Annotated in this window: 16 protein-coding genes; 12 read left to right on the forward strand and 4 right to left on the reverse strand. The window is 33.0% G+C overall.

The annotated features are described in order from the left end of the window. Positions 1 to 36: 36 nt before the first annotated feature. From dprA to AC1RP1_RS02415, 6 genes are all read left to right on the forward strand, one after another. Positions 37 to 906 (forward strand): DNA-processing protein DprA, encoded by an 870-nt coding sequence (dprA, locus tag AC1RP1_RS02390; protein WP_481761328.1) that lies wholly within the window; start codon positions 37 to 39, stop codon positions 904 to 906. Between the two features lie 95 nt (positions 907 to 1,001). Beyond that, complete coding sequence (gene topA / locus AC1RP1_RS02395; RefSeq protein WP_481761327.1) at positions 1,002 to 3,098, forward strand: type I DNA topoisomerase; 2,097 nt, start codon at positions 1,002 to 1,004, stop codon at positions 3,096 to 3,098. Positions 3,099 to 3,127: 29 nt separating this feature from the next. Beyond that, positions 3,128 to 4,435: an FADH(2)-oxidizing methylenetetrahydrofolate--tRNA-(uracil(54)-C(5))-methyltransferase TrmFO gene (gene trmFO / locus AC1RP1_RS02400; protein WP_481761326.1), complete on the forward strand. Its 1,308-nt coding sequence runs from the start codon at positions 3,128 to 3,130 to the stop codon at positions 4,433 to 4,435. A 114-nt stretch (positions 4,436 to 4,549) separates the two neighbouring features. Next, positions 4,550 to 5,095: an HslVU peptidase proteolytic subunit gene (gene hslV, locus AC1RP1_RS02405; protein WP_409022532.1), complete on the forward strand. Its 546-nt coding sequence runs from the start codon at positions 4,550 to 4,552 to the stop codon at positions 5,093 to 5,095. Positions 5,096 to 5,110: 15 nt separating this feature from the next. Further along, positions 5,111 to 6,520, forward strand: a complete 1,410-nt coding sequence (hslU, locus tag AC1RP1_RS02410; RefSeq protein ID WP_409022533.1) for an ATP-dependent protease ATPase subunit HslU — start codon at positions 5,111 to 5,113, stop codon at positions 6,518 to 6,520. A 16-nt stretch (positions 6,521 to 6,536) separates the two neighbouring features. Continuing rightward, positions 6,537 to 7,418: an aldose 1-epimerase family protein gene (locus AC1RP1_RS02415; protein WP_481761325.1), complete on the forward strand. Its 882-nt coding sequence runs from the start codon at positions 6,537 to 6,539 to the stop codon at positions 7,416 to 7,418. 20 nt (positions 7,419 to 7,438) lie between these two features. On the opposite strand, the gene plsY is transcribed toward AC1RP1_RS02415, so the two are convergent. Beyond that, positions 7,439 to 8,062, reverse strand: a complete 624-nt coding sequence (plsY, locus tag AC1RP1_RS02420; RefSeq protein ID WP_481761324.1) for a glycerol-3-phosphate 1-O-acyltransferase PlsY — start codon at positions 8,060 to 8,062, stop codon at positions 7,439 to 7,441. 180 nt (positions 8,063 to 8,242) lie between these two features. Here plsY and parE point away from each other — a divergent pair, with 180 nt between their 5' ends. The 5 genes from parE to AC1RP1_RS02445 all read left to right on the forward strand — a co-directional run bounded on the left by parE (position 8,243) and on the right by AC1RP1_RS02445 (position 15,447). After that, entirely contained in the window at positions 8,243 to 10,261 is a 2,019-nt protein-coding gene (gene parE / locus AC1RP1_RS02425; RefSeq protein WP_481761323.1) for a DNA topoisomerase IV subunit B, read from the forward strand. A 24-nt stretch (positions 10,262 to 10,285) separates the two neighbouring features. Further along, positions 10,286 to 12,718 (forward strand): DNA topoisomerase IV subunit A, encoded by a 2,433-nt coding sequence (gene parC, locus AC1RP1_RS02430; protein WP_481761409.1) that lies wholly within the window; start codon positions 10,286 to 10,288, stop codon positions 12,716 to 12,718. Between the two features lie 105 nt (positions 12,719 to 12,823). Beyond that, complete coding sequence (locus AC1RP1_RS02435) at positions 12,824 to 13,780, forward strand: LysR family transcriptional regulator (protein WP_481761322.1); 957 nt, start codon at positions 12,824 to 12,826, stop codon at positions 13,778 to 13,780. A 16-nt stretch (positions 13,781 to 13,796) separates the two neighbouring features. Continuing rightward, positions 13,797 to 14,726 (forward strand): manganese-dependent inorganic pyrophosphatase, encoded by a 930-nt coding sequence (locus AC1RP1_RS02440; protein WP_481761321.1) that lies wholly within the window; start codon positions 13,797 to 13,799, stop codon positions 14,724 to 14,726. A 61-nt stretch (positions 14,727 to 14,787) separates the two neighbouring features. Further along, entirely contained in the window at positions 14,788 to 15,447 is a 660-nt protein-coding gene (locus AC1RP1_RS02445) for an HD domain-containing protein (protein WP_481761319.1), read from the forward strand. Between the two features lie 42 nt (positions 15,448 to 15,489). Here the strand turns inward: AC1RP1_RS02445 and xerS are convergent, their stop codons facing one another. The 3 genes from xerS to AC1RP1_RS02460 all read right to left on the reverse strand — a co-directional run bounded on the left by xerS (position 15,490) and on the right by AC1RP1_RS02460 (position 18,496). Then, positions 15,490 to 16,560: a tyrosine recombinase XerS gene (xerS, locus tag AC1RP1_RS02450; protein ID WP_409022540.1), complete on the reverse strand. Its 1,071-nt coding sequence runs from the start codon at positions 16,558 to 16,560 to the stop codon at positions 15,490 to 15,492. Between the two features lie 622 nt (positions 16,561 to 17,182). Next, positions 17,183 to 18,049 carry a DegV family protein gene (locus AC1RP1_RS02455; protein WP_481761318.1) on the reverse strand — a complete coding sequence of 289 codons (867 nt, stop codon included), beginning with the start codon at positions 18,047 to 18,049 and terminating at the stop codon, positions 17,183 to 17,185. A gap of 27 nt (positions 18,050 to 18,076) precedes the next feature. Continuing rightward, the gene (locus AC1RP1_RS02460) at positions 18,077 to 18,496 is read right to left on the reverse strand and encodes a MarR family winged helix-turn-helix transcriptional regulator (protein WP_481761317.1); all 420 of its coding nucleotides are present in this window, start codon (positions 18,494 to 18,496) and stop codon (positions 18,077 to 18,079) included. A gap of 155 nt (positions 18,497 to 18,651) precedes the next feature. Here AC1RP1_RS02460 and AC1RP1_RS02465 point away from each other — a divergent pair, with 155 nt between their 5' ends. Then, complete coding sequence (locus tag AC1RP1_RS02465) at positions 18,652 to 20,355, forward strand: NFACT RNA binding domain-containing protein (RefSeq protein WP_481761316.1); 1,704 nt, start codon at positions 18,652 to 18,654, stop codon at positions 20,353 to 20,355. Positions 20,356 to 20,388: the final 33 nt, after the last annotated feature.

Below are 20,388 nucleotides of genomic sequence, written 5' to 3' on the forward strand. Positions count from 1 at the left end.
TACCTTATTAGTATTAATGACTAATAAGGAGAAACAATGACAATAAGAGACACTTTAATTAAACTTAGACTATGTTCTGAAATAACGTATATTGGCGAAAATAAAATTTTTGATTGGTTACAACAGAATCCAAGTTGTACTGATTTAACTCTAGATGTAATTAAATCCATTTTAAATTTAAATAGTAAAAAAATAGCTAGTTTCAGTAAAGCTTACACTAGTATTTCATTGAAAAATGAGGTTATTACCAATAAGTTACATTCAACAATTGTGACTATTATTGATGAGGACTATCCGTATCGACTAAAAGAATGCTATCGACCACCAATTGTTCTTTTTATGCGAGGAAATACGCAATTATTAAATCGACAATCACTTGCTGTTGTTGGTGCTCGGCAAAGAACTGACTACTCAATAGAAGTAATACGATTATTATTACCAAATAGTATCCAAAATGATAAGGTAATTTTAAGCGGATTAGCAGCCGGCGTTGATACCTTGGCACACCAATTTACAATAGCTAACGGAGCAGATACAATTGCTGTTATTGGGACAGGTTTAAATATTTATTATCCAAAAATTAATGAAGATTTACAAATTGAAATTAGCAAAAAGGGACTTTTATTATCTGAGTACGGACTGAATACAGGACCACAACGTAATCATTTCCCTGAAAGAAATCGAATTATTGCAGGCCTTTGTGAATGCTTATTAGTTACAGAGGCTAAACACCATAGTGGTAGTCTTATAACTGCCAATTTAGCATTGCAAGAAAATCGCACAGTACTAGCTGTACCCGGATCAATTATTAGTCCTCTTTCACTTGGGTGTAATGAACTAATAATAGCCGGTGCAATGCCGATTATTAACGGTGAACAGATACTTGCAGAGTTCTATGAAAACTAGTTACGCTTGACAAGTCTCTCTAATATGCTTTAAGATTACTAACGATTTTAAAAATGTTATTGCTTACAATATAAATACTACGAAGGAGTTCAATTATGCCAGTAACCAAAAAGAAAAAGAGAACGCCGGCAAAAAAAAATCTAGTTATTGTTGAATCACCTTCTAAGGCTAAAACAATTGAAAAATACCTAGGCAGCAACTACCATGTTGTCGCTAGTCTTGGACATATTAGAGATTTACCACGAAGTAAAATGGGAGTTGACGTTGAAAACAACTATGATCCTCATTACATTTCAATTCGTGGTAAAGGCGATGTTATTAAAAGTTTAAAAAAAGAAGCTAAAAAAGCTAAAAATGTTTATCTAGCAGCCGATCCTGATCGTGAAGGCGAGGCAATTGCATGGCATTTATCTCATATTTTAGATTTAGATATCACGGACAAAAATCGTGTTGTTTTTAATGAAATTACAAAAGATGCAGTTAAAAATGCTTTTAATGATCCTAGATCAATTGATATGAATTTAGTTGATGCACAACAAGCTCGCCGTATTTTAGATAGATTAGTTGGTTATTCAATTAGTCCTTTATTATGGGCTAAAATAAAAAAAGGCTTAAGTGCTGGTCGAGTTCAGTCTATTGCTTTGAATTTAATTATTGATAGAGAAAAAGAAATTCGTGCATTTATACCAGAGGAATACTGGACTATTGATTCTGAATTTAAAAAAGGTAAAGAGAAATTTGATGCAGCTTTTTATGGTATTAAGGGAAAGAAAAAAGCACTTCATGATAATGAAGATGTTAAAAAAGTAATGGCATTAATTGATACAAAACAAGATTTTGATATCACCGCTGTCACAAAAAAAGAACGTAAAAGATTTCCAGCTTTACCATTTACTACAAGTACAATGCAACAAGATGCTAATAGAAAATTAAACTTTCGTACAAGAAAAACGATGATGGTTGCACAACAATTATATGAAGGAATTCATCTCGGAAAACAGGGTACTGTTGGTTTAATCACTTACATGCGTACCGACTCGACTCGTGTATCTACGACTGCCAAACATGAAACTGCTCAATTTTTACACGAAAAGTATGGTGAAGATTATGCAGCTATTAAGCCACGCAAAGGTAAATTACAAGAAGGTGCACAGGACGCACATGAAGCAATTAGACCTTCCTCTGTTTTACGTACACCTGCTTCAATGAAGGATTATTTAAGTAATGATCAAATGAAGTTATATAAATTAATTTGGTCGCGATTTGTTGCCAGTCAAATGACACCAGCTGTAATGGATACAATGTCTGTATCTATTGAACAAAATGGCGTTACTTATCATACTTCTGGGTCAAAGACTAAGTTTGCAGGTTATACAAAAATTTATGAGGATAACAAAAAGACTGATAATATTTTACCGGATTTAAAAGTTGGCGATCATGTTAAGTTAGCTAAAAATCAGCCTAACCAACATTTTACTCAGCCACCTGCTAGATTCACTGAAGCAAATTTAATTAAAACACTTGAAGAAAATGGTGTTGGACGTCCATCAACGTATGCACCAACCTTGGATACTATTCAACGTCGATATTATGTGAAATTAATTGCTAAGCGTTTTGAACCAACTGAACTGGGTGAAATTGTAGATGATATGATTGAAGCTTATTTTAGTGATATTGTGAATGTTAAATTTACTGCTGAATTAGAAAAAGGTCTTGATAACATTGAAGTCGGAGACGAAAATTGGGTTAAAGTTGTTGATGATTTTTATAAACCATTTTCAAAAAATGTTGAACATGCCCAAGAAACAATTGAGAAAGTTCAAATTAAAGATGAACCAGCTGGATTTAATTGTGAAATTTGTGGGTCACCGATGGTTATTAAGATGGGCCGATATGGTAAATTTTTTGCATGTACGCGTTTTCCAGATTGTCGTAATACAAAAGCAATCGTTAAAGAAATTGGTGTAACTTGTCCATTGTGTCAGCAAGGGGAAGTAATTGAACGTAAATCTAAACGAAATCGTTTATTCTATGGTTGCTCAAGATACCCAGATTGTGAATTCGTATCATGGGATAAACCTATTGGTCGCGAATGTCCAAAATGTCAACATTATTTAATTGAGAAAAAAGTAAAAGGTGGAAAACAAGTCAAATGTAGTAATTGTGACTATGAAGAAGCGGTTCAAAAATAATTGAATCTAACTAGCAGGGGGATTATATAATGGAAAATACTAGCGTTAATGTAATCGGTGCTGGTCTTGCCGGTAGTGAAGCTGCATGGCAGATTGCCAAGCGAGGAGTTCATGTTAATTTATACGAGATGCGCCCTATCAAAATGACACCAGCGCATCATACTGAGAATTTTGCTGAACTAGTTTGTACGAATTCTTTAAGAGCTAATCAAATTACGAATGCCGTTGGTCTTTTGAAGGAAGAGATGAGACAGTTAGATTCAGTTATTATGAAGTCAGCTGACCATAATGCAATTCCGGCTGGCGGTGCGCTAGCCGTTGACCGTGATAAATTTTCTGGTGAGATAACTGATTTAGTTAAAAATCATGAAAATATTACGGTTATCAATGAAGAGTTAACTGAACTACCAAAAGGTCCAACAATTGTTGCGACAGGTCCTTTAACATCATCAGGTTTAGCAGAATCAATTAAACAATTAAATGGTAGTGAGGGACTTTATTTTTATGATGCAGCTGCACCAATTTTAGAAAAATCATCATTAAATATGGATAAAATCTACTTAAAATCACGATATGATAAAGGTGATGCTGCATACCTTAATTGTCCAATGACTAAAGAGGAATTTATAACCTTTTATAAGGCACTAATAGGGGCCGAAACTGCTGAAATGCATGATTTTGAAGATGAAAAATTTTTCGAAGGTTGTATGCCAATTGAAGAAATGGCTAGAAGAGGCGCTAAAACAATGTTATTTGGCCCTTTAAAACCAGTTGGATTAGAAGACCCTAAGACTGGTAGAACACCTTTTGCCGTTGTCCAATTGCGTCAAGACAATGCAGTCGGTGACTTATACAATATTGTTGGTTTCCAAACGCATCTTAAATGGGGCGAACAAAAGAATGTTTTCTCACTAATTCCAGGTTTAGAAAATGTTGAATTTGTTCGTTATGGTGTTATGCATCGTAATACATTTATGCGTTCTCCTGATACACTGGAACCAACATATCAGTCTAAATTTAGAAATGATTTATTTTTTGCTGGTCAAATGACAGGTGTTGAAGGCTATGTAGAAAGTGCTGCAAGTGGATTATTAGCAGGGATCAATGCCGCACATCTTGTTTTAGGAGAAGAGCTAGTCGTACTTCCTAAAACAACTGTGATGGGAGCTATGGCCCATTATATAACACATGCCAGTGGTAAACATTTTCAGCCGATGAATGCTAACTTTGGTATTATCCCTAAATTAGGCACAAAAATTCGAGATAAACAAGAAAAAAATCAAGCGGTTGCAAATCGTGCTCTAGAGCATTTAGCAATTGTTAAACCAAGTCTTTAAATATTTATGAAATATCTGATAAAATAATTGAGTTATACTTCATTGTTGTGCTACAGTAGTAGCGTTCAATGAAGTTTTTTTATACAATAAATGAGTAACATGGAGGAGTTTATTATGGCAACTGTTTCATTTCATGCAACAACAATTTGTGCCGTTAAGCATAATGGTCACTGTGCAATGGCCGGTGATGGCCAAGTCACAATGGGTGAAAAAGTTATTATGAAGGGGACTGCTAGAAAAGTTCGTCGCATATATAACGATCAAGTAGTTGTTGGTTTCGCTGGTAGCGTTGCCGACGCATTTAATCTTGAAGAACGATTTGAAAAAAAATTAAATGAATTTAGTGGTAATTTACAACGTGCAGCAGTTGAATTAGCTCAGGATTGGCGTAGTGAACAATCCTTACAAAAATTAGAAGCACTTTTGATTGTAATGAACAGTAATGAAATGTTATTAGTTTCTGGTAGTGGAGAAGTAATTGAACCTGACGATGACATTTTAGCAATCGGATCTGGCGGAAATTTTGCTTTGTCTGCTGCAAAGGCACTTAAGCATCATACAACTGATATGTCAGCTAAAGAAATTGCTGAGGCATCAATTAATATTGCCGGTGATATTGATATTTTTACTAACCATCATGTCATCTCAGAAGAATTATAGAAAGCGGGTAAATTTATGACTATAAGTGATAAAACACCAAAACAGATTGTTACAGAACTAGATCAATACGTTATCGGTCAAAATGATGCAAAAAAGGCCATTGCTGTTGCATTACGTAATAGATATCGTCGGATGCAACTTTCTGAATCAATGCAAAAAGATGTTACACCTAAAAATTTAATGATGATTGGGCCAACTGGTGTAGGTAAAACTGAAATTGCTCGTCGTTTGGCAACAATGCTTGAAGCACCATTTATTAAAGTTGAAGCAACAAAATTCACTGAAGTTGGTTACGCTGGACGTGATGTTGAATCAATGGTACGTGACTTGGTTGACGTGTCAATTAAATTAGAAGAAGATGCTCAATATGGCCGTGTTTCAGGCGCAGCTGAACGTATGGCTGATAAACGACTTGTAAAACTTCTAGTTCCAGGTATTAAAAAACAAAAAAAAGCCGAGAATGTTAATCTTATGCAAATGATGTCTCAAATTCAAAAAGGTCAAATACCTGCCGGATTAGATGCAAAAGATGAAGAGGAGGTCACTGACGACATTAGAAATGAACGACTATCTGTATCGGAACAACTAAGTCGTGGTTTATTAGAAAATAACGAAGTGACAATTAAAGTTGATGAACCTAAACAGCCTTCTGGTATGAATGGCATGATGGGACAAATGGGCATCGACTTAGGAGATACCTTAAGTGCATTAACACCAACACGCCAAGTAGAAAGAACGTTAACCGTAGCAGAAGCCCGTAAAATTTTAATTCGTGAAGAATCAAAAAAATTAGTTAATGTAGCAGATATCAATCAAGCTGCAATTGAACGTGCTGAAAACACTGGAATTATTTTTATTGATGAAATTGATAAAATTACTTCAAAATCTCAAAAAAATAGTGGTGAAGTTTCTAGAGAAGGCGTACAACGTGATATTTTACCAATTGTTGAAGGCTCTCAAATTTCAACTAAATATGGTGTTATTAATACTGATCATATCTTGTTTATTGCATCAGGTGCTTTTCATGAAAGTAAACCTAGCGATTTAATTGCTGAACTTCAAGGTCGTTTCCCAATTCGAGTTGAATTAGATGATTTGAGCCAAGCAGATTTTGTTAAAATTCTTACAGAACCTCATAATGCCTTAATTAAACAATATATTGCTTTAATTGGCACTGATAATATTAATGTGACATTTACAATTGAAGCAATTGAGAAAATATCTGAAATTGCTTACAACGTTAACCACGATACTGAAAATATTGGTGCACGCAGACTGCATACAATTCTTGAAAAATTACTTGAAGATTTACTATTTGAGGGTCCAGATATGCAAATGGGTGACATAACAATTACTGAAAGTTATGTTGAAGACAAAATTGGTAACATCGTTGCTGATAAAGATCTTAGTCGTTATATTTTATAGGATAGGGTGAACTAAAATGACAGTTGAACTTAAAAATGATTTCATCACAGTCAAAATTGCTGAACAAGGTGCTGAATTAATCAGTATTACCGGAAATGACACATCTATTGAATATATTTGGCAAGCAGATAAACAATACTGGGGTAGACATGCCCCAGTATTGTTTCCATTTGTTGGGCGTTTAAAAAATGATGAATATGCGTATGATCATAAAACATATAAAATGGGTCAACATGGCTTTGCCCGTGACATGCTTTTTACAGTGGTTTCTAAAAGTAAAACATCAGTTGTTCTGGAATTAGGTTCATCCCCAGAAACAATCTCAAAGTATCCGTTTAATTTTAGATTGAGATTACATTACATTTTAACTAATCATCAAATAAAAGTAATTTACGATGTTTATAACCCCGATGAAAATCCTTTGTTATTTTCTATCGGAGGACACCCAGCATTTAACGTACCACTTAAAAATGCTTATTTAAATCTAGAAAATTATCAAATTGAAGTGGCACCAAATGTTGAAAGACGTCAAATTCCACTAGTTGGACCTTTTAGCGATATCGAAAATGCAAAATCAGTTAAGTTCAACGAACCTATTAAGTTATCTCGCGAAACATTCAAAAATGATGCCTTAATTTACGAATTGAAACAACTAGAAACGACTATCTTACTTTCAACACCTGAAGATGATCATGGTGTTTCCGTGACATTAAATGGTGCAGATTACGTTGGTATCTGGTCGAAATATCCTGAAAATTCACCATTTGTTTGTATTGAACCATGGTGGGGAGTAGCTGATAATATTGAATCTACTGGTAATTTATCAGATAAAAGTAATATTTATACGTTAGAAAAAAATAAATCGTTCGAAGGTTCGTATGAAATCACAGTATTTTAAAAAAAAAATCGATGAAATAATCATCGATTTTTTTTATTTCGTAAATATAATCCAAGACCAAAAGGTACCATACTCTCAGTACCATTTAAAATACGTTTTATGTTGTCTCTATGTTTATAAATAACAAATATAGTCAAAATACCTGCAATACTAGTTAATAACCAATCTTGAAATAATATCGCTGTTATCGTAATACCAATAAATCCAATGACACTTGCAACACTTACCATACTCGTTAAAAGTATTAAAGAAATAAACATGGTACAAGCGATAAGAAAAAATAGCGGATTATACGGTAATAAAATACCCGCACCAGTAGCAACTGCCTTACCACCTTTAAATCCAGTAAATATTGAGAATGTATGTCCAGCTACTGCACCTACACCAATTAGTAAAGGACTAACGGTTGATGCGACCCCAAACATATAAGGGAGGCTTGCAGCTATAATTCCTTTTGATATATCCATCACTAAGACAACAGTCCCTGCTTTTGGTCCAAGAACTCGATAAGTATTAGTTGTACCAACATTACCACTACCAAAATTTCTGATATCCTTTTGATAAAAATATTTTCCAATCCAAACCCCTGATGGAATTGATCCTAAAATATAAGCGATAATCAACATTAATATGATTGTACCCATGATAATTCACTCCTTTCAGCCAGTAAATCCAATAAGTAGTATTTTAACATTCTTTTAAGAAGACACCAAAATTTTTTATAAAATAGAACATCTATTCGGATTTCTCTTTACATTTTAAAAAAGAATAGGTTATTATAGTAACGTTACTGTAGGAATACAGAGTAAGGGGCGTTTAACTGAATGACTAATCAAAATAAAACAAAATACAATGATGATTCAATTCAAGTTCTTGAAGGACTAGAAGCAGTTAGAAAACGACCTGGTATGTATATTGGGTCGACAGATGGCAAGGGATTACATCATCTTGTCTACGAGATTGTTGATAACGCAGTTGATGAAGCCTTGTCAGGATATGGTTCACAAATCGACGTTACAATCCACAGTGATAACAGTATTACTGTTGTAGATTATGGTCGTGGTATGCCTATTGGTATGCATGCATCAGGAATACCAACTGTTGAAGTTATCTTCACTGTCTTACATGCTGGTGGAAAATTTGGCCAAGGCGGATATAAAACGTCTGGTGGACTACATGGCGTTGGCGCAAGTGTCGTTAACGCATTATCTTCATCATTAACAGTTGATACCGTTCGTGATGGTATTCGTTATGAAGAAAAGTTTAAAAATGGTGGGCATCCAGTTGGGACTTTAAAAAAATTAGGTGCAACTAAACGAGCAAATGGAACAACAGTAACTTTTAAACCCGATGAAAGTATTTTTTCAACTACAATTTATAAGTATGATATTTTAGCTGAAAGATTAAAAGAGTCTGCCTTTTTATTACGTGGTGTCAAAATTGTTTTAACAGATGAAAGAACTGATAAACAAGATATCTATCATTTTGAAGAAGGTATTAAAGAATTCGTTGCTTATTTAAACGAAGACAAAGATACACTTGGCGAAGTGATGTATTTTGATGGCATTAAAGATAAAATTGAAGTAGAAGTTGCAGCACAATATAATGATGGCTACTCAGAAAACTTAATGTCCTTTGTTAATAACGTTCGGACAAAAGATGGTGGTACACATGAAGCAGGAATGAAGTCTGCTTGGACAAAAGCATTTAACGAATATGCCAGAAAATTAGGTCTTTTAAAAGATAAAGATCGTAATTTAGAAGGTAGTGATGTTCGAGAGGGCCTTTCAGGAGTCATTTCAGTGCGAATACCTGAAGAGTTATTGCAATTCGAAGGACAAACGAAGGGTAAATTAGGTACACCCGAAGCAAGATCTATCGTCGATAGCGTTCTGAGTGAAAAACTTGGGTTTTATTTGATGGAAAATGGTGAGTTTGCACAAGAACTTGTTAGAAAATCAATTAAAGCTAGAGAGGCTCGAGAAGCAGCTCGTAAGGCTCGTGATGATTCAAGAAATGGGAAAAAGAAAAAGAAAAATGATCGCTTATTATCTGGGAAATTAACACCTGCACAATCGAAAAACGCTAAGAAAAATGAGTTGTTTTTAGTCGAAGGTGATTCTGCCGGTGGTTCAGCTAAACAAGGTCGTGAACGCAAATTCCAAGCCATTCTACCTTTACGTGGTAAGGTATTGAATACTGAAAAGGCAAAATTACAAGATATTTTAAAAAATGAAGAAATTAATACAATGATTTATACAGTTGGCGCAGGTGTTGGTGCTGAATTTAAGCTCGAAGACAGTAACTACGATAAAATTATTATCATGACTGATGCTGATACTGATGGTGCGCACATCCAAACCTTATTATTGACATTTTTCTATAAATATATGCGTCCACTAATTGATGCTGGGAAAATCTATATTGCTTTACCACCTTTATATAAAATTCAAAAAGGAACGGGTAAAAAAATAGAGAGTATCTATGCTTGGACCGATGAAGAGCTTGATAAAGCAACAACAAAAATTGGACGTGGTTACAACCTACAACGATTTAAAGGTCTGGGCGAAATGAATGCAGATCAATTATGGGAAACAACTATGGATCCAATGACAAGAACTTTAGTTAGAATTCGAATTGATGATCCTGCACTTGCTGAAAAAAGAGTGACAACCTTAATGGGCGACAAGGTAGAACCTCGTCGAAATTGGATTGAAGAAAATGTTCAATTTTCACTTGAAGAGGACGGTAGTATCCTTGATAAGGTATCAAGTAAACAAGTTACTGATTTAAAAAATGAAGAAGATTTAACATTATTTGAAGATCAAACAACGACTGACTAAGGAAGGAGGATTATTAATTTGGCTATAGAAAAAGATACATCAAAAATTCAAGAGCTGACCTTAGAAGATGTTATGGGTGAACGATTTGGTCGTTATTCTAAATATATTATTCAAGAACGTGCTTTACCTGATATACGTGATGGCCTAAAACCTGTTCAACGTCGTATTTTATACGCAATGAATCAAGATGGTAACACATATGATAAAGGGTTTAGAAAATCTGCTAAATCTGTCGGAAATGTTATGGGTAATTTTCATCCTCATGGAGATAGCTCAATTTACGAAGCTATGGTCCGTATGAGTCAAAACTGGAAATTACGAACACCATTAATTGAAATGCACGGAAATAATGGGTCAATGGATGGTGATTCTCCTGCCGCAATGCGTTACACAGAAGCTCGTACAAGTAAAATTGCGACTGAAATGCTACGTGATATTGAAAAAGAAACGGTTGATTTCGTATTGAATTTTGATGATACGGAGTATGAACCAACTGTTTTACCAGCAAGATTTCCTAATTTGTTAGTAAATGGTGCAACGGGAATTTCAGCTGGGTATGCAACTGAAATTCCACCTCATAATTTAAGCGAGGTTGTTGATGCCGTTGTTTATTTAATTGGTCATCCAAATGCGACTTTAGATAAATTAATGTCATTCGTTAAGGGCCCCGATTTTCCAACCGGTGGTATTTTACAAGGACTATCCGGCATCCAGAGTGCTTATAAAACGGGGCGTGGTAAAGTAGTCGTTCGTTCTAGAACTGAGATTCAAGAACTAAAGGGTGGTAAAACACAAATTATTATTTCAGAAATTCCATACGAAGTGAATAAAGCTGTTCTTGTTAAAAAGATGGATGAAATTCGCTTATTAAAAAAAGTTGATGGGATTGCTGAAGTTCGAGATGAAAGTGATCGTGAAGGACTACAAATTGCAATTGAATTAAAACGCAACGTCAATGCACAAGGTATTTTAAATTATTTATTTAAAAATACTGATTTACAAATTTCGTATAATTTCAATATGGTTGCAATTAACCATCAACGACCTGAGTTAGTTGGCTTAAAAAAATTCTTATCTTCGTACTTAGAGTATCAATTAAGTGTTACGAAAAAAAGAACTGAATTTGATTTAAAAAAGGCTGAGTCTCGTCAACATATCGTTGAAGGGTTAATTAAAGCTTTATCAATTTTAGATAAAGTAATTAAAGCAATCCGTGCAAGTAAAGATAAAAAGAGTGCTAAATTAAGCTTAATGGATCTGTTCGATTTCACAGAAAAACAAGCTGAAGCAATTGTTTCATTACAACTGTACCGCTTGTCTAATACAGATGTGACTGCGCTTGAAAAAGAAAATGCAGAGCTTGCTGCAAAAATTATTGATTACAAAGCAATATTGGCAGATCCTAGTAAGTTATCTGATGTTGTGAAAAAAGAGCTTAAACAAGTATCTAAAGAATATGCCACACCTCGACTAACTGAAATTCAAGAACATATTGAAGACATTAAGATTGAAACAGCAGTTTTAGTAACTCCCGAAGATGTTCAAGTATTAGTTAGCCGTGATGGTTATCTCAAACGTAGCTCATTACGGTCATTTAACGCCTCAGGAGTAAATGAGAATGGTTTGAAAAACGAAGATCAAATTGTATTTAATGAATCTGTTAACACATTAGATCATCTATTTATGTTTACAAATAAGGGAAATATGATTTACCGTCCAATTCATGAAATAACTGAGGCAAAGTGGAAAGATACTGGGGAACATATTTCACAAACTATTGGATTAGATACTGATGAATATTTAATTAAAGCATTTTCTTTCAAAAAAGTGAATGTCCCTGGTAAATTTGTTTTTGCAACTAAAAATGGATTCATTAAACAAACACTGGTTTCCGACTTACAACCCGGACGAACTTATAAAGGTCATGCAAGTAAATTCATGAAATTGAAGGAAGCTAACGATGATGTTATCTTGATTTCATACTTGAAAGAAACGGATGACTCGTTATTCATTTTTAGTGCTTCACATGATGGGTATGGATTAAAGTATCCTCTCGAAGAAGTTCCTGTTGTCGGATCTAAAGCAGCTGGTGTAATCGCGATGAATCTTAAGAAGGATGATTATGTTGCCGCTACTTGTTTAGTAACTGAACATAGTCAGATTGGATTATTAACACAGCGCGGTTCATTTAAGCGTATGGCTGTATCAGAAGTGAGCTCGACAAGTAGGGCGAAACGTGGCGTTCTTGTTCTTAGAGAGCTTAAGAAGGAACCTCATAGAGTCGTTGGCATGAAACTCATTACTAAAGATGTGAATTTAAATGCCCTTACTGAAAGTGGCAATGAATTTATTATCGAACCAATGTCATATCCGCTATCTGATAGATATTCAAATGGTTCATTTGTTATTGATACAGAACAATTAGGAATACCTAATAATTTAAATGAGATTAATTAATAATTAAATTGTTAAAAAAAGGCAAATTTGTTTGCTCTTTTTTTTTATTACGCTTATTATACTAATATGACTATTAATTTCTAGAACTGAGGAGATCACGCTAATATGAAAACAAAGCAAGAAAATATATTTTCATCAAAAACGTTAACATATTTTTTACAGCTTGCAGATATAATGAATTATACGCAAGCAGCCCAAATATTAGGAATCACACAACCTGCATTAACACAGCAAATTAAAAAATTAGAAAGAACAGTTGGTGCACCACTTTTTTATTCTGTTGGTAAAAAATTACATCTTTCTGATGCTGGCTATACAATGCTAGATGCAACACACCAAATCTATGAAACATTAAATAAAGCAACGAATGAAATTCAACAATCAACAAGTGCAACACAAGGAGAAATTACTATCGGGATTTTGGCTTCAATCGAAGACGAAGTGTTTGATGATTTTGTTATCCAGTACTATAAAAATAATCCAGATATTATTGTGTCATTCCATTTACTAACGCGTAAAGAAATTTGGAGTGAACTTGAGAATAATAAAATTGATTTAGCTATTATGTATCTTCCAGATGAAAGTATTAAAAACTGGAAACCATACGAAAGTAAGAAAATCTTTACTGAAGATTTATTGTTTTTACATCATAATGAAAAGTTATCTTCTAAAAAGAAAGTTAGACTTCAAGAAACAATTGATAATGTTTGGGTCACTTATCCAAGTGATTATTATCTTGATAAAACAATTAAAACAATTTATCAAAATCAATTAGTTAACCTGCCAAAGAGTGTTGCTAGATTTACATCACCCACACAGATTTTAAAATTTGCTCGTGCAACACATGCTTATTCAGCATTACCAACTTCATTTTTAACGGCTCATCCTGAAAGCAAAGACCTTTGGACATCTCATTTTGATCCAGAAATAAAATTTGATTTGTCATTTGTCTTTAGAAAAGATAAAGATGAAATTCCTAGAAATGAACATTTTTTAAATGCATTTGATAAATTTTTAGAAGAAAAAGATTACATGACTCGACTTAAAGAAATTAACAAATAAAAAGGAGATTATAATAATGACTAAACAATTAATTTTTGGACATCAAAGTCCTGATACAGACGCAGTTGTAGCTGCTAAAGCATTCTCATATCTACAAAATAAATTAGGTTTCGATACTGAAGCCGTTACCTTAGGAACATTAAGTGAAGAAACAAAATTTGTTTTAGATTACTTTAATGAACCTGAACCAAGAATTATTGAAACAGCTAAAAATGAGGTTGAATCAGTTATGTTAGTTGATCATAATGAATCTCAACAAAGTGTTTCTGATATCGCTGATCTTGTTGTAACAGACGTTGTCGATCATCATCGTATTGCTAATTTCACAACCAATATGCCTCTTAATTTCCGCGCAGAGGCTGTCGGTTGTTCAAGTACCATCCTATGGAAAATGTTTAATGAAAACAATATTGAAATTCCTGCTAATATTGCAGGATTAATGATGTCAGCTATTATTTCTGATACATTGTTATTCAAATCACCTACAACGACTCCAGTTGATATTGAAGCAACTAAAGCACTTTCTAAAATTAGTAACACTGATTACAATGTATACGGATTAGATATGTTAAAAGCTGGAACTAATTTATCTAGCAAAACTGAAACAGAATTGATTAACGGAGATGCCAAATCTTTTGATATGGCTGGTAAAACAGTACGTGTTGCTCAAGTTAATACCGTTGATTTAGAAGAAGTTTTTAACCGTGAAGCTGCACTAGTTTCAGCGATTGAAGATGATAGTAAAGCTAATAATTATGATTTATTCTTACTATTAGTTACAAATATCCTAGACAGTGATTCAGAACTATTAGTTGTTGGAGAACCTAAAGAAATGGTTGAAAAAGCCTTCAACACAAAACTTTCTGATAACAAATTGTCATTACCTGGTGTTGTTTCAAGAAAAAAACAAGTTGTTCCTCAATTACAAGCTGTTTTTGAAGCTTAATAAAAAATCTTAAAAGTTTAGACTTTATCTCTAAGCTTTTTTATTTTAAGGAGAATTTAGGATGCTACCTGAAGAACAAATTCAAGCAGTTAAAATATATACGCAAAATAAATTAGCGTCAGATACTTCTGGACATGACTTTGCTCATATTGAACGAGTCGTTACAAATTCAAAAACGATTGCCTCAGAAATTCATAATATCAATTATTTAATAATTGTTCTTAGTAGTTATTTACATGACGTAATTGATGATAAAGTAGTCGATAATGTTAAAGAAGAAGTAACTAATTTAACAAATTTTTTAACATCTATTGATTTAACTTCACTTCAAATTAATGATATTTTAATAATTATTAAATCAATTTCTTTTAAAAACCAATTGAACGATAATACTATTAACTTGCCCGAAGAAGCAAAAGTTGTTCAAGATGCTGATCGATTAGATGCAATTGGTGCTGTCGGTATTGCTAGAACTTTTTATTACGGTGGACATGTTGGCAGTAAAATATATGATCCACATCGTGGTCCAAGAAGAAATATGACCCCAGAAGAATACAGGAATATTGAGAATCAAACGGTCATTAACCATTTCTACGAAAAGTTATTGACACTTACAGAAACAATGAACACTGAACCAGGAAAACGAATGGCTAAAAATAGACATCAAATTATGTTAGATTTCCTTGAGAATTTCAAATCTGAATGGGAAGGAAAGTCATAAAATAAAAACGATTAACTCAATATCGAGTTAATCGTTTTTATTTTATAATTTATTAATAGCATTCCGTTGTTCTTCATCAATCATATGGGTATATAACGCAGTTGCACTTGTCGAACTCTGACCCAATTGTGTTGCTACAAGTTGTTCATTCTTCGTCTCTAGGTACAATTTAGAAGCGAGTGTATGGCGTAGTTTATGCGGCGTAACACGGACTTTAAATGCAGATGAGTACTTGGCTACCAATTTTTCAATTGTACCACTCTCAATGCGTTTTCCAATTCCACGATATGATGAACAAAATAGGGCTTTTTCCATTTTATCTACTTTATAGTTCATTGTACGCACTTCAATATATTTAACAAGATAGGGGATTACCCACGGTGCAATTGGCACAGTATCCTTCTTGCCACCTTTTCGAATGACGGTAATATTATTTGTTTTTAAATTTAAATCAGGTAGGTCACTATTTGCAACTTCTGAAACCCGTAAACCACTACCTAGCATTAAAGCGTTAATAGCAATATCGCGATCTTTATCCCGTTTGAAAAAGGAAAGACCTTTAGGCTTTAACAAATCGGCATATTTTTGATCAATAAAGTTAATATAATCACGATCTTCAGTTCCAAGCATTAATTTATCTTTAATATTTGCTGCACGTGTAGCAAACGTTTCGTTATCTTTTACGACAGTAATTTTTTTCATCACATTACGATAAAAATATGGCTCTCCATCTTCTTTTTCCGTTTCTTCAGAAAGATACCTGAACAATGAAGAAATCGCTGTTAGAGAACGATTTACAGTGCTCCTAGAGAGTTGTGTGTTGCTATTTGCATTATTTGATTTACTTCTAGAAAGTAGGGAGGATTTATATAGTTCCATATCTTCCTTTTTTAAATGTTCTAAAACACTAATATCGATTGTCTTAATTGATTTTTCGTTAACAATACCTTCTGCCAGTAACCAATCAAAAAAACGTCTAAACTCTGTTAAATATTGATATAACGTTGCATTGGATAGGGGGATTGTAGATTTAGATTGATAGTATTCCTGCGCATACCAAGGTTGGTACTGTAATTCATTCTCAATTAATTCTAAATATTTTTCTTTTCTCAAAAATACACCTCATTATAACGGATAGTTTAATACGTAGAGAATAACACATTAAAGAGTTACAATTCAACTTTAATGAAAGTTGAACGCAAAATGTTCTTATATCAAACAGTATGATACATATTATTTAAAATTAGTGTTTATTCACAAAATAACTAATATATTTAATACTTTAGATTTTAAGTAATCCTTATATAGCTAATACCATAATTTGGCAAATTATGGTCGTCATGCTTGATATGTATCTACAAATATTAGTGTTAATTATATAATTTATTGGAGAATAATAATTGTAAATATATTTTATGATGAACAAATTATATTTACATAAAATAAAATGAGCGAGATACAAATACAAAACGAATGATAATTTAAATAGACTTGTTTAAAATCAGTAAGATATTGCGCTACTAAACTTTCATTAAATTGTGTGTTTTAACTAAAGTTGGATAGTGTTAATATGATAAGTCTCAATTTACCACTCATTTGATGCTTTTAAACTTTATCTATTAACTTAAAATTATTTTCTCCGACATACTATTATCTAGTCACAGTTACATCTTAATTATTATTTGAAAACAAAAAACTAACAACCGATTAAACCGGTTGTTAGTTTTAATAACTCTTAAGCTTGATCAAAGTCTTTAATCCACGCTAATGCTAATGCTTTTTCACCTAAATGTGTCCCAATGACTGGTCCAAAGTAACTGATATCAAATGTCATATCAGGATATTTCTTCTTCATTTTAGTCTGCCACTTAATTGCTGACGTTTCATCATTTGCATGAATAATAAGTCCACGTAAAGGATAATCAACAGATGCACGATGCTCTTCAAATAAATCTTCTACACGCTTAATTGCCTTCTTAGTTGATCTAATCTTTTCAAATGCAACAATTTTATTTGAAACACTATCAAATGTTAAAATTGGCTTAATTTTAAGAACACTTCCAATAAAGGCTGAAGCATTAGACAAACGACCGCCTCGTACAAGATTTTGCAAATCATCAACAATGAAATATTCACCTAACGTTGTCTTCAAATCATCTAATCGGGCAATGATATCATCGATAGAGGCATCTTCTTTAGCCATTTTAGCAGCTTCCAAAGCTAAATATCCCATTAACATAACTGTGATACCAGAATCATACGGTATCACACGAGTTGACTCAATTGTTGGTGCTATATTTTTTAAATTATCAATAAATCCTGAAATTGTATTTGTTAAATGAATACTTAAAATAATATCATAGCCTTCGCTACCTAATTTATCATATAAGTTAATCATTTCCCCAACAGAAGGCTGTGAGGTACTTGGAAAGGATGCAGATGTCTTTAATTTTTCATAGAATCCTTCAGTTGTAATATCAACGCCTTCATTATAAATTTTATTGTCAATAATGACTGGGATAGGAATTATAGTAATATTGTTCTCTTCAATCTGATCTTTAGATAGGTACGAAGTACTATCTGTTACAATTGCTATTTTCATTAATTAAACACCTCATTTTATGACGGTTTAAACGTCAGTCCTCGTTAGACTTTTGTCTAAGCGATTTAATAATATTCTTAATAAATTTTGTTCATCTTCTGGCCACTTTTCAAAAATAGTTGCTTCAAGTTCAGTAAAACCTTTATCAACTGCTTTTGACGACTCAACGCCGATTTCAGTCATTGTATAAATCAATTGGCGTTTATCGTCACCGATACTATGCTTATCAAGCATTTCTTTTTCAACTAAGCGTTTTAATTGTCGACTTAGTGTTGAGATATCTAGATCTGTTTCTACGGCCAATTTTTCCTGTGTGTTAAATTTAGCACTTATTTTCTTTAATAACTGCCACTCAGATATTGTTAATTGATTTTTTTTAGTTAAACGTTGTAAAATCACTTTATACTGTTTATCAATTGATAGTAAGTTTTCAAGACTTGTTTTCATTTTGTTGACCCCTTAAATTCGATATACCTTGCATTATACAATATATAGACTAAAAATGGCAAGAAAACTATTCAATAATGATTCTTTGCGATTTATCGTTTAAAACGTTACACTTGTAGTTATTAAACATATTTTATAGAAAGTGAGTTGATTAAATGTCATTTGATGGCGTTTTTACTCATGCAATGATTAGTGAACTAAGAACCAAACTAATCGGTGGTCGGGTCTCAAAAATATCACAACCCTACCCTAATGAGGTTATTATTACAATTCGTGCAAATAGAAAGAATCAACCCTTACTATTATCTGCACATTCAAGTTATGCTCGTGCACAAATTACAAATATTCCCTATTCAAATCCTAAAACACCAACTAATTTTACTATGATGCTTCGTAAATATTTAGAGAGCGGTCAACTTGTAGCAATTGATCAGATTGCTAATGATCGTATTATTAATTTTTCATTTTTAACTAGAAATGAACTTGGTGATGAACAACCTCTAATTTTAAGTTTAGAAATGATGGGACGTTATAGTAATTGTCTACTAATTAATCCAACTAATGATAAGGTTTTGGATACCATTAAACATATTAGTTCAGACCAAAATCGATATCGTATGCTAATACCTGGTGCAACCTATCGTCAGCCACCAGCTCAAGATAAATTAAATCCATTTACAGATACAACTGATACATTTAAAAAACTTTTATCCGAGTTTCCAAATAAGGAAGTCCTAGCGAAGGAACTTCAAAATAGCTATCAAGGTCTCGCTGGTCAATCTAGTTTAGATCTTGCAACTGCACTTCATACTAATGTTGAAGACCCTAGTGTCAGCTGGTCAACTTTCTTCACACAATTTGATACACCGACACCAACTATTTTATCTGGCAAACGTCTTGATTTTTCGGCCATTCCAAATAAAGAAATTGGTACTGGTCAAGAATTCGATTCATTAAGCGAAATGCTGGATACTTACTATCTCGATAAAGCAAATAAAGACCGCGTTCAACAACAAGGTAGCCATTTAATCCGCGTTGTTAAAAATGAGCTCAAAAAGAACCGTGGTAAACAAAAAAAATTAGAAAAAACTTTAAAAAATACTGAAACAGCGGATCAATTACGGGTCCAAGGTGAATTATTAACTACTTATCTTCACTTAGTTAAACAAGGAATGACAGAAGTTTCATTACCTAATTTCTATGATAATGAAAAAGAAATGACCATTCAATTATCCAATCAAATTTCACCTTCAAAAAATGCACAAAAATATTTTAAAAAATATCAAAAACAAAAGAATGCAGTTATATTTGTTAATGAGCAACTTCTCCTAAATAAAAAAGAAATTGCTTACTTAGAAGAAATTCAATCAGAAATCGAGTTAGCTGAACCTAAAGACTTACCAGATATTAAGGTTGAATTACAACAACAAGGTTTATTAAAAGAACAAAAATTGAATAAAAATAAAAAAGCAATTAAAATTAAAATAAGTAAACCAGATGAATATTATGCAACAGATGGAACCCTTATCTCTGTTGGTAAGAATAATCTTCAAAATGATCAACTAACCATGAAGACAGCCAATAAATCTGACATCTGGCTACATGCTAAAAACATTCCTGGTTCCCATGTAATTATTCACAGTTCTAATCCTAGTGATGAAACAGTCACAGAAGCGGCTAACTTAGCTGCTTATTTCTCAAAATATCGTCAATCAGCATCTGTTCCAGTAGATTATATCCAAGTTAAACGGATTAAAAAGCCCAATGGCTCAAAGCCAGGTTTTGTTGTCTACGAAGGTCAAAACTCAACCTTTATTACACCAGACTTACAAAAAATTATGGCTATGCGTCGTAAATAAAAAGTTTCAACTAAGAAATTATTCTTAGTTGAA

The organism is Dellaglioa sp. CoH-56-MRSF-13 (assembly GCF_056782095.1).

Excerpts from the sequence above, each read along its gene's own strand:
- AC1RP1_RS02460 (WP_481761317.1), bottom strand. The coding sequence starts at position 18,496 with ATGAAAACAAGTCTTGAAAACTTACTATCAATTGATAAACAGTATAAA.
- AC1RP1_RS02435 (WP_481761322.1), top strand. The coding sequence starts at position 12,824 with ATGAAAACAAAGCAAGAAAATATATTTTCATCAAAAACGTTAACATAT.
- AC1RP1_RS02465 (WP_481761316.1), top strand. The coding sequence starts at position 18,652 with ATGTCATTTGATGGCGTTTTTACTCATGCAATGATTAGTGAACTAAGA.
- topA (WP_481761327.1), top strand. The coding sequence starts at position 1,002 with ATGCCAGTAACCAAAAAGAAAAAGAGAACGCCGGCAAAAAAAAATCTA.
- AC1RP1_RS02440 (WP_481761321.1), top strand. The coding sequence starts at position 13,797 with ATGACTAAACAATTAATTTTTGGACATCAAAGTCCTGATACAGACGCA.
- hslU (WP_409022533.1), top strand. The coding sequence starts at position 5,111 with ATGACTATAAGTGATAAAACACCAAAACAGATTGTTACAGAACTAGAT.
- dprA (WP_481761328.1), top strand. The coding sequence starts at position 37 with ATGACAATAAGAGACACTTTAATTAAACTTAGACTATGTTCTGAAATA.
- AC1RP1_RS02445 (WP_481761319.1), top strand. The coding sequence starts at position 14,788 with ATGCTACCTGAAGAACAAATTCAAGCAGTTAAAATATATACGCAAAAT.
- trmFO (WP_481761326.1), top strand. The coding sequence starts at position 3,128 with ATGGAAAATACTAGCGTTAATGTAATCGGTGCTGGTCTTGCCGGTAGT.
- hslV (WP_409022532.1), top strand. The coding sequence starts at position 4,550 with ATGGCAACTGTTTCATTTCATGCAACAACAATTTGTGCCGTTAAGCAT.
- AC1RP1_RS02415 (WP_481761325.1), top strand. The coding sequence starts at position 6,537 with ATGACAGTTGAACTTAAAAATGATTTCATCACAGTCAAAATTGCTGAA.
- plsY (WP_481761324.1), bottom strand. The coding sequence starts at position 8,062 with ATGGGTACAATCATATTAATGTTGATTATCGCTTATATTTTAGGATCA.
- AC1RP1_RS02455 (WP_481761318.1), bottom strand. The coding sequence starts at position 18,049 with ATGAAAATAGCAATTGTAACAGATAGTACTTCGTACCTATCTAAAGAT.
- parE (WP_481761323.1), top strand. The coding sequence starts at position 8,243 with ATGACTAATCAAAATAAAACAAAATACAATGATGATTCAATTCAAGTT.